Genomic DNA, 14,379 nt, shown 5'->3' on the forward strand with positions numbered 1-14,379 from the left:
AATGATTTCCGGTTGCAACACGCAGCTCGACGATGCGCGCACTTAAGTGGTGCAACTCACACTAATGAGTTGATCCGCCATCGTGCAAGCGCTTGCACATATTCGTTATCAATTGTTATGGGAACGCCAAAGGGCGGTGGCCGCCTTGCAGGCAGCCACCGCCCTTTGGTTTTCAGGAGGTAATTTATTGTTACTTGTCGTGCTTGAAGAACCCGGCAATCTTGGAACCAAGTCCCTTGACATTCTCTACCGCGTCTTCGGCAAATTCCTTCACGTTTTCAACGGCATCTTCAGTGAATTCCTTTACGTTCTCGGCTGCATCGCCGGCGAATTCCTTCACGTTCTCAACAGCGTCCTCGGTGAATTCCTTCACGTTCTCGCCAACGTCGCCTGCCACGGCCTTGGCCTTTTCGCTTGCGTCCCCGGCAAAGTCCTTCACGTTCTCCATTGCATCCGTAGCGAAGTCCTTGGCTTTTTCGGCGCCTTCGGATCCTGCATTGGCTGCAGAGCCAACAGCGTTTTCAACTACGTTTTCGGCATTGTTCTCAGTCATGTTGCCTTCCTTGTTCCATTGCTGCCAGTCCCCCAAGCAGAAAGCACCCAAGGGTGTTGCTAAAACTGAGACTAGCGGACTCTCTCAGCTTTCGTGAAGCGTGACCGTGCAGCCGCGCCGATACTCAGGAGCACCGGAACCTCAAGTCCTAGAAGTTCATCCAGCGCCGCCACCAATTCACTAATTTCCTGGGCGACTTCATGCGGGGCGACACCTTGTCGCGGCAGCACCCTTGCCTTGAGCGCGGTCTGTCCCTTGAAGTCATAACTTGTCACCGAAACACTCAGGAGGTCCGTGCGCTCCAGCAACGCGCTCTTCAGCGCCTGCTCAGCCACAGCGCAACTGAGCTTGACCGCACCGGGGGCTCCGTCGTCGTCCGTGTTTCCTTGATAGGAAACCAGCGTGTTGGCGCGCCCCTTGCCCTGGCCGGCAATCCACGAAATCATCACCACAATGATGACCACAAAGACGGCAGCCGCGGCAAACCAAATCCAACTCTGCGAGGTGACGATCAGCCGGGTGCGCCGCTCAAAGTCCGCGACCCATTCCATCTGCGCGCCGGCATAGTTCTGCCACCACTGCGCGGCGGCGGGGACGGTTGCAATCAGGGTCAGCCCCGAGCCCGTGATCAGCAGCAAAAGGCCGATCAGGGTCAACATCACCCGATTGAATCCACGGGGAGTGCCGTTCATACGCCGATCACCCCGCTGTCGGCGAGCTTCACGGTGACGGTTGGTGCGGGGTAGAGATCCATGGCCGCGAGCTCGGACTCAACAGCTGCCTTGATGCGCGGCTCCGAGAGGCGGATTCCCGATGTGGGGCGGATGTTGACGTACACGTGCTTGGCCGAGACCGTCACCATGACCTGCTCGCGGGTGACGCCGGCTGCCATGCGGGCGCTTCTGGCCAGCGCCGAGGCAATGACCTCATCCTCGACCACAATGGCGACGCGCGGGTGGGCGATGGTGTGGCGGGCCCGGCGCCCGGGAAGCAGGCCGTTGGCCAGAAAGATGATGCCGAGAAGTGCCAGCAGAACGCCGGCAGCAGTCAGCAGGAGGGACGGGTAGTTCCCCGGCAGCTCGGCAAGCCATTGCCCGAAGGAGATCGGATCCATAAGCCATGTGGGCTGCCCCAGCCCTGCCAGCAACATTTCCAGCAGGCAATAGACGGCGGCAATGGTGATAATGATGGCGGTGAAGACGGCCAGTGGCGAGCGTGACGAATGTGTTTCCCGGCGCAGCACCTTTTGTGTGAAAGCGCTCATGACACGCGCCCGTCGTCGCGGGTGAGGACACCGGAAATTCGCACGTCCACGCAGCTGAGCTGTGATCCGGTCAAGTGTTCAACCTGGGCCAGAATCAGTGCCTTGGCTGCCGTGGCGCGTGCCAGAATACTGCCGCCACCCTGCGTCACACGCCCGGGATTCTGCCGGATCTGCGCCAGCGACGGGGCACCGATGACTGAGGAGATCGACAGGGCCAGGGCCCCCGCCTCATCTGACCAGCTGACACGGACCTGCCCCGGCGCCACGGCGAGGACTTCTGCCGCCGCCACCTTGGCCACAGAGGTCAGCGCCTGGGTGCTGATGCGGTTGTGCCCGGCAAACCCCCCGGAGGTCACGGCGGTGTCCTGGAACCCACTTGCAGGAGCTTTGTTCACCGATAGCTGTGTCACGACGAGGAGCGCCGTCCGGTCAGGGCATCAAGGACGCCCCGCCAATCAAGTTTCCCGCTAGCAGCACGGCCAACGAATGCCCCGACGGCGATGAACACTACCGAGACCACAAAGCCCCAAAAGCCGAAGGCGAAACTCATGAATGCCAGGAAGGCACCGAAGGCCGCGCACACTACGCTGAGATTCATGACTGTTCCCCTGTTTCTGTTGGGTTGATGTGCGATGTCTCGGGTGTTTCAGTCTTTTCGGAGGCCGCGGCCCCGCCGACTGCGGGCTTGGCGGCGGCACTGATTCTGTCGGCGAAGCGCGGACGTGCAGCGGGTTTTTCAGCGTCGGACACGGGGATGAACACGTCTGTGATCTCAATGTTCACTTCAATGACATCGCGGCCGACAAGGTCCTCCACGGCCGCGTAAACAGCTGCCCGGACCGTGTTCGCCAGCGTTTGCAGCGGGTAACCGTATTCGGCTGTCAGGACGATGTCCACGGCAACCTGGGACTCGCCAACTTCTACGCGAACACCCTGCGTCAGATCCGTGGCGCCGACCACTTCACGGATTGCACCGATGGACCGGGATGCCCCGGAGCCCAGCGCGTGGATCCCGGCAACACCGCGCACCGCAACGCCAACCACCTTGGCCACAGCCGTCTCGGCAATGACCGTTCGGCCTTGGGTGTCGTCAAGGCCGTTTGAGGCCGGGACACTCGATGCAAGATTGTGCGAGTCCATGGACGCACCCTTTCTGTTTCTCCTACGGTAAGCCTATGTACAGCGTAGTTGAGGGGCAACGCCGCCGTGACTTAAGGGTGGTCCAGCCGCTCCCCCAGTCTTATCTGCTGCGGGTTTATCTGCTGCGGGGCCATTGTTCCCGTCGCGGGAAGGGCACAGGGCGGGCTCGGGTGCCGAGCTGCAAAAATGGTCCCGATCCCGCTATCTGACACCGGGATCGGCGGGATCCGTAAGCGGGAGCGGGATCATTTTCCGGATTTTGGCGGTGCCCCCACGAAAAAAGGGTGCTTTCCTTCACAACGGGTGTTCTACCACCGGCGCTAACCGCAACCACCGGCTTTTCGCAATGTGGCGGACAGAGTTCGGCTACACCAATGGTTACACCCAGCCATTTTCGGCCCCCGGGCAAAAAGAAAGACCCCTTATTTCTAAGGGGTCTTGCTGGTGGCTCCGACCGGCGTCGATCCGGTGACCTTTCGATTTTCAGTCGAACGCTCTACCAACTGAGCTACAGAGCCTTGGTGATCTGAAAATCTCGTCACCAGATCTTCTTGCACTAGTCAAGAAAACCAAAGCGACCCTGACGGGACTCGAACCCGCGACCTCCGCCGTGACAGGGCGGCGCGCTAACCAACTGCGCTACAGGGCCATACGTTTACTGCGTTTTGTTGCCATCAACACTCTCGTGTGATTTTCACGAGTTATAGCGTACCAGCAAATTTCTTACTGATTTACCACTCACTCGCAACGTACCCCCAACGGGATTCGAACCCGTGCCGCCGCCGTGAAAGGGCGGTGTCCTAGGCCGCTAGACGATGGGGGCCTAAGTCTCCTTCAATCCTCTGCATTGTTTCCAGTGCTTTGGTTCGAAGCGGACTTCAAAAACTATAGGGCTTATTTGTCTAGAACACAAAACGGACGGCGATCCCGGACCCGCAGCCACCACCCCCTCGCCCCCCGGCACCATCTGCAAGGGCGCGGTTTCCGCTCAAATTCCCCATGAATACGCCATTCTTGCCGCATTTCACTAGGCTGGAGGCATGCAAGTGAACCCGTTGGCTTCGATTCCCTCCTTTGGCCCCTTTCGCATGACTGAGGCCGAATTTGATGCTGCCGTGCAGTCGGCTATGGCCGGCATCCCGGCGGATCTTCGCGCCGAGATGAACAATGTGGCGATCTTCACAGCCGACGACTACATTCCAGGACCCGGCGAGGATCCCGACACTGTGCTCCTTGGCCTCTACGAAGGCACCCCGCTCACGGAACGCGATTCCTGGTGGGGAGCGGGCTCGCTGCCTGACCGGATCACCATCTTTCGCGAACCGATCCTGGGCATCTGCCTCAGCCGCGAGGACGTCATTCACGAGGTCACCGTGACGGTTGTCCACGAGATCGCCCACCACTTCGGCATCAGCGACGAACGCCTGCACGAGCTGGGCTGGGGCTGACCGCTGTGAACAGTGTTTCCAAAGTGGCAGATGTTGCCAAAGATGTCGGCGCGTCGTAGTGTCAGATCAGCTGTGTAATTGCGTATCCTGCCCTCGACCGGCAGCGGCGGCGCATTTATCTCCCGATCTGCAGTTAGGCACCGGATGACCAAGCGCTTCTTGCTTCGCGGCACAACAGCACTGGCCTGCGCCACTTTGGCCTCGACGGCATTTTTTGCCCCCGCCGCCCAAGCCGTCCCGCCGGGCTCCCACTTTTTAAGCACGACGGCGTTGCAACAGTTCTCGCTGCGGCCCTTCAGCCCCAAGGTGCCCACCGAGGAAGAGATCACCAAGGCCAAGGAATCCGAATCGGCCACGGCGGCCGCATCGACCCAACTGGAGTCGGTCATCAGCGAGGCCAGCGAGCGCTTGGCTGAGTCCGTGGTGGCATCCATGGGTGCCAACGATGCGTACACAACCGCCATGGTGCTCCGGGATCAGCGGGTGGCCGAGGCCGACGCCGCCCAGGTCAACGCGGATGCAGCCACGCAGGCGTATGGCGAGGCGAAGTCGCAGCTGGGACAGCTGGCCGGCAGCCTGTACAAGAATGGCGGCCTGGACCTGAGCGTGCAAAGTTTTCTCACAAGTGAGGACGCCGACGACGCCATCTACCAGGCCTCAACCCTCATGGTGTTGGGCACCAACCGGGCGCAAACCTTTAATACGGCAGAGGCCACGGCCGCAACCTCCAGCGCCTTGGCCGCCCAGGCAGCGGAAGCCCGCAAGGCAGCGGATGCCGCGATCGCTGCCGCCCAGGCATCCTACACGGAAGCCGAGAAGGCAGCGGCGGCCCAGTCCGCCGTCGTCGCTGAAAACACTGCCCAACGCGCGACCCTGCTTGAACGGCTGGCCTCCTTGCACAACACGACCGTGGAGCTGGAAGGCGCCCGTGTTGACGAGCTGGAGCGCAAGGCCCAGGATGCCGCGCTGGCGAAGCAGATCGAGAGTTCAGCCAAAACGCCGGAACCTGTCAGGCCGATGGGCAGCGTGGAGAACGCGATCATTGCCCCGGCGCTTCCCTCGGCAGCGGCCACCCCGGCTCCCCCGCCACCGGTCCAGCTCCCTAAGCCGCAGGCCACGAAGGATCCGGCCCCTCAGCCGACTCAGGCGCCGGCCCCGATACCCGAACCAACAAAGGCTCCCGCGCCGGCACCTGCTCCCAAACCGGAACCCACCCAGGCACCGGCGCCCCCGCCCACGACGCCGCCGGTGGAACCGCCGGCACCCCCTGTTGCGCCGCCGTCGGACAACTCCATCCAGGTCATGGTGAACTACGCCATGTCCAAGGTCGGCAGCCCGTACCTGCTGGGCGGCAATGGGCCTAACGTCTTTGACTGCTCCGGGCTGGTGCAGCAGGCCTTTGCCGCCGCCGGACGGTCGGTTCCGCGCCAGGGCTCGGACCAGTTCTGGGCGGCTCCCGTGCGGGTGCCGCTCTCGGAAATGCGGTACGGGGACCTGCTGGTTTTCAATGAATCCGGCAGCCGGTTCAGCCACATCGCCATCTACATTGGCAACAACCAGGTGGTCCAGGCCCTAAACCCGGACCAGCCGCTGGGCGTAACGGATTTATCGTGGATGTCAGGCATGAACCTGTACCCGTATGCGGCAAGGTACTGACCCCGCACCGTAACGCGCACAGACCGCAAAAAGCATACAAAGAAGACGCCCCTCCACCACGAATTGTGGGGAGTAGGCGCCTTCTTTAAGTGCTGCCTGGCCTGCAGGTTGTCCGCCCGGCAACAGTCAGGCCAAGGTCAGGCCTTCAGTAGCGGGCCAAATGCTGAGCGGTCGCCTTGGCGGGGGTCTTCCCTGTCCTTGACGACCATGATGGGGCCCTTGGCGTGGTGCCGCACCCCGTCAGTGGTGGAACCGAGCATCATGCCTGCGAAGCCGCCGCGTCCGCGGGTGCCCATGACAACGATTTCCGAGATCTCAGTGGCGTTTACCAGGGCCTCCACGGCCGATCCTTCAAGCAGGTCGATCTTAATCGGCAGCTTCGGGAAGTGGTGTTGGAGCCATTTCTCCCCGGCGTCGAGCTGTACTTGTATCTCGGCAAACAACGACTCCCGGTCCACGGGTGCCGGCATCCAGGCCAGCGATCCCGTGTACGGCTGCACCGCACAAATAATGCGCAGCGTGCTGCCGTTACGTTCGGCCTGTTCCGCAGCGAGCAGCACGGCGTACCGGGCTTGGTCGGAACCGTCCACACCCACCGTGACGACCTTTTCAATCTTCGCCTTGGCACCATCCACATCCGGCGCTTCGCCGAGCCGGGGTGCACAGCTGAGGGGGACGGTGACGGTGGGGCACTTGGCGTGGGCCGGCAACGCGGAGCTGACGCTGCCCAGCAGCCTCCCGATGAAACCGCCGCGGCCGCGTGAGCCAAAGACCAGCAGCTGCGCGGTCTCGCTGAGCTCCAGCAGCACCCCTGCCGCATCGCCGTTTTCAACCCGGGCATCCATCTGGATGTCCAGGTGGGCAACCTTGGCTGCCGACTCGCGAAGGACAGCCTCGGCACCTTGGCGGATGACGTCGTCGTCCACGGTGGCGTACCCGCCGTCGAGCCCGGAGGCAGCGAAAATGGGCACGGTGTAGGCGGTGACCAGGTGCAGCGGAACGTTGCGCAGCTTGGCCTCACGGGCGGCCCAGATCAAGGCGCAGTGGCTTTGCTCGGAGCCGTCAATGCCCACAACAATCCCTGTGGGCGTGGGTGCGAATTCGGGCGTGGGTGCCGGCGAAGTGTCTTCTGGGCTGCTCATGCTGCGCCTCCTGGCTTTTGTATGCCGGATGGTGCGAAACGCGTGTGGCGCCTCCCCTTCGCGGCCTGTACTTGTGACTATTGCGGGTTCAGCTTGGCACGTCAAGTTACCTCGCCCGGCAGCGAAAAAGTCACGTAATCTGCTTTGGCACATGATCGCCCCACTTGTGGCACAGTAGAGACGAGAATCACATACTGGAGAGTAACTTGAAAGTGGGGCACCATGCTGACGTTGCTTGAACCGGAGCTGTCCGCCGGACGTAACAATGGCCGCGCGCCGGCGAAGATTTGGGCCGCGGCGGACACCGCCTGCGCCGATTTTTCAGCGCCTTTGGCCATCCTCGATGTGAAGGCCCTTTCCTATAATGCCGGTTCCTTGTTGCGCAGGGCCGCCGGCAAGCCCATCCGGGTGGCCAGCAAGTCCATCCGCAACAAGGACGTGCTGCGGGCCGTGCTGGCGCAGCCCGGATTCGCGGGGATCCTTGGCTTCACGCTTCCCGAGGCGATCTGGCTGGCAACGGACCCCAGCGATGCGTTCACCGACATTGTGGTGGCCTACCCCACCGCGGACGCCCATGCGCTGCGGGAACTGGCGGCCGATCCGGCGGCCTGCGCCCGGGTCACGTTGATGGTTGATTCCACAGAGCAGTTGCAGTGGATGGCCGCGATCCTGGCGGACGCCAACCCGGCAGCGCCGCTCCGGCTGTGCCTTGACCTTGACGCCTCGTGGCGGCCGTCGGTGCGCGGGCGCGCCCTGGGCCACATTGGCGTGTACCGTTCCCCCCTCCGCGACGGGGCCGACGCTGTGACCCTCGCCTTGGCGGTTGACGGCTTCAAGAACGGCACCGTTCCGCTCTTCCAGTTGGTCGGCATCATGGCCTATGAAGCCCAGGTTGCCGGTTTGCAGGACACCCCGCACAGCTCCAGCAAGGTGGCACATCTGGCCAAGTCCGCCGTCCTCCAGCAGATGCAGCGCTCCTCGATGGCCGAGATCCTCCACCGCCGCGGCAATGTGGTGACTGCCGTGCGCAATGTGGTTGATCTGGAGTTCGTCAACGGCGGCGGCACCGGCAGCCTTGAGCTGACCACCAAGGACGCGTCGGTGACCGAACTCGCCGCCGGTTCCGGCTTGTTTGGCCCCACCCTTTTTGACGGCTATTCACGCTTCACCCCGGCACCTGCCGTAGGTTTTGCCGTGCCGGTGGTCCGCCGCCCGGCCCCCGATATCGTCACAGTCCTGGGTGCCGGCTGGATTGCCTCCGGCCCCGCCGGCTCCGACCGCTCCCCCGTCCCCGTGCACCCGGCCGGGTTGTCACTGATCGGCACCGAGGGCGCCGGCGAGGTGCAGACCCCGTTGCGCGGCGCGGGCGCCGCCCAGCTGCGCATTGGTGACAAGGTGTGGTTCAGGCATGCCAAGTCCGGCGAGGTGTGTGAGCACGTGGACGCTTTGGAGATGCTCGACGGCGGCCAAAGGGTGGGCGCGGCGCCCACCTACCGAGGAGAAGGGAAGGCATTCGTATGAGTGAGTGGCGCAATTGGGCCGGGGACCAGCGGTGCCGGCCAACCGACGTCGCGCATCCCAGCACGGTGGCCGAAATTTCCGCCTTGGTCGCCTCTGCCGCGGCATCGGGCGGCGTGCTCAAGGCGGTGGGTGCCGGGCATAGTTTCACCGACATTGCCCTGACGCAGGGCGTGCAGCTGCGCCTGGACGGGATCAGCGGGCTGCTGGCCGTCGACCGGGACAAGAAGCTCGTGACGCTTGCCGGCGGAACCCGCCTGCATGAGATTCCGGCACTGCTGGAACCGTACGGGCTGGCCATGGAGAATCTGGGCGACATCGACAGGCAGTCGATTTCCGGCGCCGTCTCCACGGGCACGCACGGGACCGGGCTGAGGTTCGGCGGCATTGCCACCCAGATCCGGGCCCTGACCCTGGTGACGGGAACGGGGGAAGTGTTGACTTGTTCGGAGACGGAAAACGCGGAGGTCTTCACTGTGGCCCGGGTGGGGCTTGGGGCACTGGGGATCATCACCTCTGTCACCCTGCAATGCGTTGCTGCGTTCATGCTGCATGCCGTTGAACGGCCGGAGTCGCTGGCAGGCGTCCTCGAGTCCCTGCCGGAACGCCAGCTGGCTGCCGACCACTTTGAGTTTTACTGGTTCCCGCACACGGACATGGCGCTGACCAAGGCCAACACGCGCCATGCCCCCGGCGGACTGCCCGCACGTGTGCGCCCGTTGTCCACCATGGCGCATCTGGTTGATGACGTGTTGGTCTCCAACACCTTGTTTTCCGCCCTGTGCAACGTCACGGGGAAGCTGCCGGACGTCATTCCGCGGGTCAATCGCATGGCCTCCCACCTCACAGGCAACCGGGAGTTTGGGGACGCCTCCCACAAGGTGTTTGCCACGCAACGCACCGTGCGCTTTCGCGAGATGGAATACGCCATTCCGCTGGAACAGATACCCAATGCGTTGCGGGACCTCGAGGCCATGATCAAGCGCCGGGGATTTCAGATCTCTTTCCCTGTCGAGGTGCGCAGCGCGGCGGCGGACACCATTGCGCTGTCCACGGCCAACCACCGCGAAACTGGCTACATTGCCATCCACCAGCACATCAAAACGGATCCCTTTGCGTACTTCCGGGCGGCCGAGGAAATCTTCCGGTCCTACGCCGGACGGCCGCATTGGGGGAAGTGGCATTTTCTCCAATCGAAGGACTTTCTCGGGCTCTACCCAGACCTGGAAAAGTTCTGTAAGGTTCGAGATGTTCTCGATCCCAATCGCGTGTTCACCAACGCTTATTTAGACCGGGTCCTGCTCTAAACCACACCACGGCAAAGCCATGCTCCCGGCTGCGCCAATCCCAGTTCTCCCACCGTTCGAGGAGGCATTTGCCATGAGTGTTGCGTCGAGTACTGCCCGCGCCCGAGCAACTGCCCCGCAGGCCGCGGAGAAGACCACCACCATTGTGATCGGTTCAGGCTTTTCGGCTCTTGCCGTCGCAGCCGAACTCAACAGGCAGGGCATCGAGGCGATTGTTGTGGACGGTTCCTGCGCGCTGAAGCAGCCTTCATCCATTCAGCCCATCACCGGTGGCATCAGTCTTGATGAGCTGAGCGAACGCAGCGAAATTGTGCGGCTTCTGGAGCATTACGCCCGCCGCCACGAATTGGACATCCGCCCCGAAACCAGGGCTCTTGAGTTGACGCGGGCCCACCACCCCGTACCCACAAACCGGCAGTGGCGCGTGCATACGGCCACCGGCACACTGACAGCGCACAGTGTCGTCTTTACGCGCGGCGCACTCAGCCAGCTCCGACGGGTGCTGCACGGCGTGGGAGTCACCACCACCACTGACCTGCGCACCAGCATGCACACCCTGGGCCTGTACTTGGTGGGCGTGGGAAACCTTGAAATTCCCACCACCCAAGAAGTCCTGCACCAAGCCAAACGTGCCGGGCAGTCAATCGCAGCCCGGGTCGCTGCCCGTGAATTAGGCTGCGCCGTCGCGTAAACCACCACATTGGCGGGCGCAACAAGAAATGCGCCCGCCCCCATTAATGCGCCCTGTCTACGGGGCGCATTTCCACCAAGGATCGGCCAATGCCCGGGCGAGAGTGGCTTGCGCGAGTGGGCGAACAGCGGATTTGCCCTGAGGTTAGTCGTCCTTGGACAGCCGGCGCCGGGCCACAACCACCATGGCCACAACAACACCAACAAGAACCACAATCAGGCCGATGACACTCCACGGTACGGCGCTGTTGTCCTGAACTTGCTCAGGGGCAGTTTGCGGCTGGGGTGACACAGGCACCACGGGACCGGCGCCTGCCACCTGGCTTGCACCGGTTCCGGCAGCGGTTGCCGTGAACGTAAACTCGCCCTCAATCGGGTGCGAGTCGGAGGACACCAGACGCCACTTGACCGTGTATTTTCCTGCAGGCGCACCGGGCTTGATCGCCTGCGTGGCGACCCTGTCCAGCACCTCCACCCCACCGGTGGCCCAGTTCGTTCCGGACGCGTCGAGCACCTGAACCTCCGAGCCAATGCTGGCAGGTGTATTGGACATGCTGATCTCCAGCTTCTCCGGAACCGTGTCCACAGTTGAGCCGTCCGCGGGTGCCGTTCCCGTCACCGCATCGTGGGCAAAGGCCGCCGTTGACGTGCCAAAAAACACGAGCAAAAGCGCCAACATAGCGGCCAAAGTACGGCGCACCAGCATTTTTGATGTCATGTTCGTCTCACTCAGCCGGAGACTGACGGGGGAAATCACAGCGGAAATTCCTTTGTTTGTTGGGTGACGGCACTTCACGCTATCCCAGAACTATGGGAGTTTGCCCAACAAGGACGGCACCTGGGCGGGCCAAGACAGGAACCCGGGAGCCGCCGTCGTGCTTAGTAAACAGGAAAGTCCCAGCTTGACTCACTATCCTGCGCGGCCGCATTACCAGCTAGTATTTCCTCGAATAACTAAATTTCATTTCACTTTGCCCGGAGGGCTCTTATATGGCTACCAAAACGGACGTCAGGCTGTCAGCGGTCGACAAATACTTCATGATCACCGCGCGTGGCTCAAACTACTCCCGGGAAATCCGCGGCGGCTTCGCCACGTTCTTCGCGATGAGCTACATCGTGGTCCTGAACCCGCTGATCCTGGGCGGCGCAGACTCCTCCGGCGCCGAATTGGGCCTGGAACGCGTTGCCGCGGTCACAGCTTTCGTGGCAGGCATCCTGACCATCATCATGGGCGCCTGGGCGAAGCACCCGTTCGCCATGGCGGCCGGATTGGGCGTCAACGCCTTCATCGCGGTCACCGTCGCCACCAACCCGGGGCTAACTTGGCCTGATGTCATGGGCCTGGTGGTGCTCTCCGGGATCACCATGTTCATCTTGGTTCTCACCGGCTTCCGCACCGCCGTATTCAAGGCCGTTCCGGAAGGGCTGAAGACGGCCATTGTGGTGGGCATTGGCATGTTCATTGCGCTGATCGGCCTGGTCAACGCCGGCTTCGTGCGCCGCATCCCGGACGTTGCCGGAACCACTGTTCCCGTGGGCCTGGGCTTCGACGGCAAGCTCATGGGCTGGCCTACTCTGGTGTTTGTTATTGGTTTGGTTTTGACGATCGGCATGGTGGTCCGCAAGGTCAAGGGCGCCATCCTGATCGGCATCCTGGTCTCAACTCTTCTGGCGAACATCCTGGAAATGACATTGCACATCGGTCCGTCCTTCGATGGCACCACGAGTAACCCGCAGGGCTGGTCGCTGGTTTCCCCGCAGTTTTCCGCATGGTCATGGCCCGATCTGTCCCTGATCGGTGAGGTTAACATCTTTGGCGCCTTCAGCAAGCTGGGCGCCCTGGCTGCAATCCTGCTGGCGTTTGTGATCCTGCTGAGCATCTTCTTTGACGCCATGGGCACCATGGTCGGCCTGGCTTCAGAGGCCGGCACCATGGACAAGGATGGCAATATCCCCGACGTCGACAAGGTTCTGCTCGTTGACGCCTTTGGTGCGATCGCTGGCGGTGGCGCATCTGCCTCCTCCAACCAGATCTACGTGGAGTCCGGTGCCGGCATCGGCGAGGGCGCCCGCACCGGGCTGGCTTCCATCGTGACCGGCCTGCTCCTGCTGGTAGCCATGTTCGCCACCCCGCTGATCAAGCTGGTCCCGTTCGAAGCCGTCGCCCCTGCCCTGGTTGTGGTTGGTTTCATGATGGTGTCCCAGGTGGGCAAGATCGACTGGTCCGACTGGGGCATCGGCATTCCCGCATTCCTGACGTTCACCCTCATGCCGTTCACCTACTCGATCGCCAACGGCCTCGGCGCCGGCTTTATCGCCTTCGTGCTGATCCGCCTGTTCCAGGGCCGCGCCAAGGAAATCCACCCGTTGATGTGGGCTGTTGCGGCGGCGTTCCTGCTGTTCTTCGGCATCGGCACCGTGGAAGCGCTGTTCGGCGTCGGATAGCCACCCGGCTCCCCCACCTCTCAATCGAGTACGCAGTTGTTGGACCGATTTACCCGGTTTTTCCGGATTTCGGTCTAACAACTGCGTACTCGATTTTTTTGTGGGTGTCTGTCAGGTGAGACGCCCCGTTGCCCCTGCGGGTGGCTTTCAGTGGCCGGTTGCGGTTGGCTGGGAGCATGGACTTTTCTGCGCTGGCTATTGATGTTCCCGCTGCCCCCTGGACTGGGAGGGACGACGGCGGATCCCCCGCCCACCGCCGCTGGTGGCAGGCGGTGTCCACGTCCGCCATGGCGCCCGCCGCACTGGACGCCGAGCTGCCGGGTCCTGCCGCTCTTCTGGGGTTCTGCTCCGATGCCGGTGTGGCCCGTAATTTTGGGCGAACAGGTGCCGCCGCCGGCCCGGCAGCCATCCGTGCCGCCCTTGGTTCGTTGGCGTTCCACGGCACCCGCGCAGTCACCGATGCCGGGGATATTGTGGTTTCCGGGGACGCCCTCGAGGACGGCCAAGTCCGTTCCGGGGCTGCCCTCACCACCATGCTCGACGCCGGATATCTCACCCTTGTCCTGGGCGGGGGTCACGAGACCGCCTATGCCAGCTACCTGGGGGTGGCCGGCACGGCGGCCGTTACGAACGGCGCCCGGCTGGGCGTGCTGAACCTCGACGCCCACTTTGACCTGCGCGACGCCCCGGCACCCAGCTCGGGCACGCCGTTCCTGCAGATGGCCCGGGCGGAAGCCGCCGCGGGGCGCGAACTAAATTACGCCGTCGTCGGCATCAGTGAACCAAACAACACGCGCGCACTGTTCGATACGGCACATGAACTCGATGTGAAATACCTGCTCGACGAGGACAGTTCGGCGGAGCGCACGGAAGCGTTTGTGGGTTCATTTCTGGAGACCGTGGACATTGTGTACCTGACGATCGACCTCGACGTGTTGCCCGCCGCAACGGCTCCCGGCGTCAGCGCACCCGCGGCCTACGGGGTGCCGCTGCCGGTCATCGCCGCCGTGTGCCGCCAGGTCGCCGCGAGCGGGAAGCTGTTCCACTTTGATGTAGCCGAACTGAACCCGTCCTTCGACATCGACAACCGCACCGCCAAGGTCGCGGCCCGCCTGATCGACACCCTACTGCGGTAAGTCGCGGCAAGCCTGCGGAGTCTCCCTCGCGGGCAGTAAGATTTCTGCGGCGGCGGGCGGTTGGGCCACGGAGCGAGGAT

Annotated in this window: 14 protein-coding genes, 3 tRNA genes and 1 pseudogene; 7 read left to right on the top strand and 11 right to left on the bottom strand. The window is 62.8% G+C overall.

Translation table 11 applies throughout. From position 1 onward, the window contains the following. Positions 1-190: 190 nt before the first annotated feature. The 9 genes and pseudogenes from art_RS21070 to art_RS11820 form a co-directional block, all read right to left on the bottom strand. Entirely contained in the window at positions 191-553 is a 363-nt protein-coding gene (locus art_RS21070) for a hypothetical protein (RefSeq protein ID WP_052136352.1), read from the bottom strand. Positions 554-624: 71 nt separating this feature from the next. After that, a complete protein-coding gene (locus art_RS11785) occupies positions 625-1,212 on the bottom strand; it encodes a hypothetical protein (RefSeq protein WP_253901340.1) in 588 nt (195 codons plus the stop codon). A 29-nt stretch (positions 1,213-1,241) separates the two neighbouring features. Continuing rightward, positions 1,242-1,817, bottom strand: a complete 576-nt coding sequence (locus art_RS11790; RefSeq protein ID WP_038465159.1) for a DUF6286 domain-containing protein — start codon at positions 1,815-1,817, stop codon at positions 1,242-1,244. Then, on the bottom strand, positions 1,814-2,173 hold the full coding sequence (locus tag art_RS11795; protein WP_038465161.1) for a hypothetical protein: 360 nt from the start codon (positions 2,171-2,173) through the stop codon (positions 1,814-1,816). The genes art_RS11790 and art_RS11795 overlap by 4 nt, the downstream gene beginning before the upstream one ends. A 50-nt stretch (positions 2,174-2,223) precedes the next feature. After that, on the bottom strand, positions 2,224-2,415 hold the full coding sequence (locus art_RS11800) for a hypothetical protein (protein ID WP_038465163.1): 192 nt from the start codon (positions 2,413-2,415) through the stop codon (positions 2,224-2,226). Between the two features lie 152 nt (positions 2,416-2,567). Next, positions 2,568-2,957: pseudogene (locus art_RS11805) on the bottom strand (Asp23/Gls24 family envelope stress response protein); the annotation flags it as partial. A gap of 442 nt (positions 2,958-3,399) precedes the next feature. Then, a tRNA-Phe gene (locus art_RS11810) sits at positions 3,400-3,475 on the bottom strand. A 57-nt stretch (positions 3,476-3,532) separates the two neighbouring features. Continuing rightward, positions 3,533-3,606, bottom strand: a tRNA-Asp gene (locus art_RS11815). Positions 3,607-3,707: 101 nt separating this feature from the next. Beyond that, positions 3,708-3,780 (bottom strand) — tRNA-Glu (locus art_RS11820). A gap of 217 nt (positions 3,781-3,997) precedes the next feature. Here art_RS11820 and art_RS11825 point away from each other — a divergent pair. Both art_RS11825 and art_RS11830 read left to right on the top strand, forming a co-directional pair. After that, positions 3,998-4,405, top strand: coding sequence for a metallopeptidase family protein (locus art_RS11825; RefSeq protein WP_052136354.1), 408 nt, complete (start codon positions 3,998-4,000; stop codon positions 4,403-4,405). A 144-nt stretch (positions 4,406-4,549) separates the two neighbouring features. After that, complete coding sequence (locus art_RS11830) at positions 4,550-6,061, top strand: NlpC/P60 family protein (RefSeq protein ID WP_052136355.1); 1,512 nt, start codon at positions 4,550-4,552, stop codon at positions 6,059-6,061. A gap of 137 nt (positions 6,062-6,198) precedes the next feature. On the opposite strand, the gene art_RS11835 is transcribed toward art_RS11830, so the two are convergent. Next, positions 6,199-7,203 carry a universal stress protein gene (locus art_RS11835; protein WP_052136357.1) on the bottom strand — a complete coding sequence of 335 codons (1,005 nt, stop codon included), beginning with the start codon at positions 7,201-7,203 and terminating at the stop codon, positions 6,199-6,201. A gap of 222 nt (positions 7,204-7,425) precedes the next feature. On the opposite strand from art_RS11835, the gene art_RS11840 reads away from it, so the two are divergent. From art_RS11840 to art_RS11850, 3 genes are all read left to right on the top strand, one after another. Then, positions 7,426-8,724, top strand: coding sequence for an amino acid deaminase/aldolase (locus art_RS11840; protein WP_216699531.1), 1,299 nt, complete (start codon positions 7,426-7,428; stop codon positions 8,722-8,724). Then, entirely contained in the window at positions 8,721-10,028 is a 1,308-nt protein-coding gene (locus tag art_RS11845) for a D-arabinono-1,4-lactone oxidase (protein WP_038465166.1), read from the top strand. Before art_RS11840 ends, art_RS11845 begins: the two co-directional genes overlap by 4 nt. A 73-nt stretch (positions 10,029-10,101) precedes the next feature. Further along, positions 10,102-10,719, top strand: a complete 618-nt coding sequence (locus art_RS11850) for a hypothetical protein (RefSeq protein ID WP_052136358.1) — start codon at positions 10,102-10,104, stop codon at positions 10,717-10,719. Positions 10,720-10,863: 144 nt separating this feature from the next. On the opposite strand, the gene art_RS11855 is transcribed toward art_RS11850, so the two are convergent. Beyond that, a complete protein-coding gene (locus art_RS11855) occupies positions 10,864-11,436 on the bottom strand; it encodes a copper resistance CopC family protein (RefSeq protein ID WP_253901341.1) in 573 nt (190 codons plus the stop codon). A gap of 272 nt (positions 11,437-11,708) precedes the next feature. Here art_RS11855 and art_RS11860 point away from each other — a divergent pair, with 272 nt between their 5' ends. Beyond that, complete coding sequence (locus art_RS11860) at positions 11,709-13,163, top strand: NCS2 family permease (protein WP_038465167.1); 1,455 nt, start codon at positions 11,709-11,711, stop codon at positions 13,161-13,163. 176 nt (positions 13,164-13,339) lie between these two features. Further along, entirely contained in the window at positions 13,340-14,299 is a 960-nt protein-coding gene (gene hutG, locus art_RS11865) for a formimidoylglutamase (RefSeq protein WP_038465170.1), read from the top strand. Positions 14,300-14,379: the final 80 nt, after the last annotated feature.

Origin of the sequence: Arthrobacter sp. PAMC 25486, from assembly GCF_000785535.1 — a bacterium.
Lineage (GTDB): Bacteria > Actinomycetota > Actinomycetes > Actinomycetales > Micrococcaceae > Specibacter.

Excerpts from the sequence above, each read along its gene's own strand:
- art_RS21070 (WP_052136352.1), bottom strand. The coding sequence starts at position 553 with ATGACTGAGAACAATGCCGAAAACGTAGTTGAAAACGCTGTTGGCTCT.
- art_RS11785 (WP_253901340.1), bottom strand. The coding sequence starts at position 1,212 with ATGTTGACCCTGATCGGCCTTTTGCTGCTGATCACGGGCTCGGGGCTG.
- art_RS11790 (WP_038465159.1), bottom strand. The coding sequence starts at position 1,817 with ATGAGCGCTTTCACACAAAAGGTGCTGCGCCGGGAAACACATTCGTCA.
- art_RS11800 (WP_038465163.1), bottom strand. The coding sequence starts at position 2,415 with ATGAATCTCAGCGTAGTGTGCGCGGCCTTCGGTGCCTTCCTGGCATTC.
- art_RS11825 (WP_052136354.1), top strand. The coding sequence starts at position 3,998 with ATGCAAGTGAACCCGTTGGCTTCGATTCCCTCCTTTGGCCCCTTTCGC.
- art_RS11830 (WP_052136355.1), top strand. The coding sequence starts at position 4,550 with ATGACCAAGCGCTTCTTGCTTCGCGGCACAACAGCACTGGCCTGCGCC.
- art_RS11835 (WP_052136357.1), bottom strand. The coding sequence starts at position 7,203 with ATGAGCAGCCCAGAAGACACTTCGCCGGCACCCACGCCCGAATTCGCA.
- art_RS11840 (WP_216699531.1), top strand. The coding sequence starts at position 7,426 with ATGCTGACGTTGCTTGAACCGGAGCTGTCCGCCGGACGTAACAATGGC.
- art_RS11845 (WP_038465166.1), top strand. The coding sequence starts at position 8,721 with ATGAGTGAGTGGCGCAATTGGGCCGGGGACCAGCGGTGCCGGCCAACC.
- art_RS11850 (WP_052136358.1), top strand. The coding sequence starts at position 10,102 with ATGAGTGTTGCGTCGAGTACTGCCCGCGCCCGAGCAACTGCCCCGCAG.
- art_RS11855 (WP_253901341.1), bottom strand. The coding sequence starts at position 11,436 with ATGACATCAAAAATGCTGGTGCGCCGTACTTTGGCCGCTATGTTGGCG.
- art_RS11860 (WP_038465167.1), top strand. The coding sequence starts at position 11,709 with ATGGCTACCAAAACGGACGTCAGGCTGTCAGCGGTCGACAAATACTTC.
- hutG (WP_038465170.1), top strand. The coding sequence starts at position 13,340 with ATGGACTTTTCTGCGCTGGCTATTGATGTTCCCGCTGCCCCCTGGACT.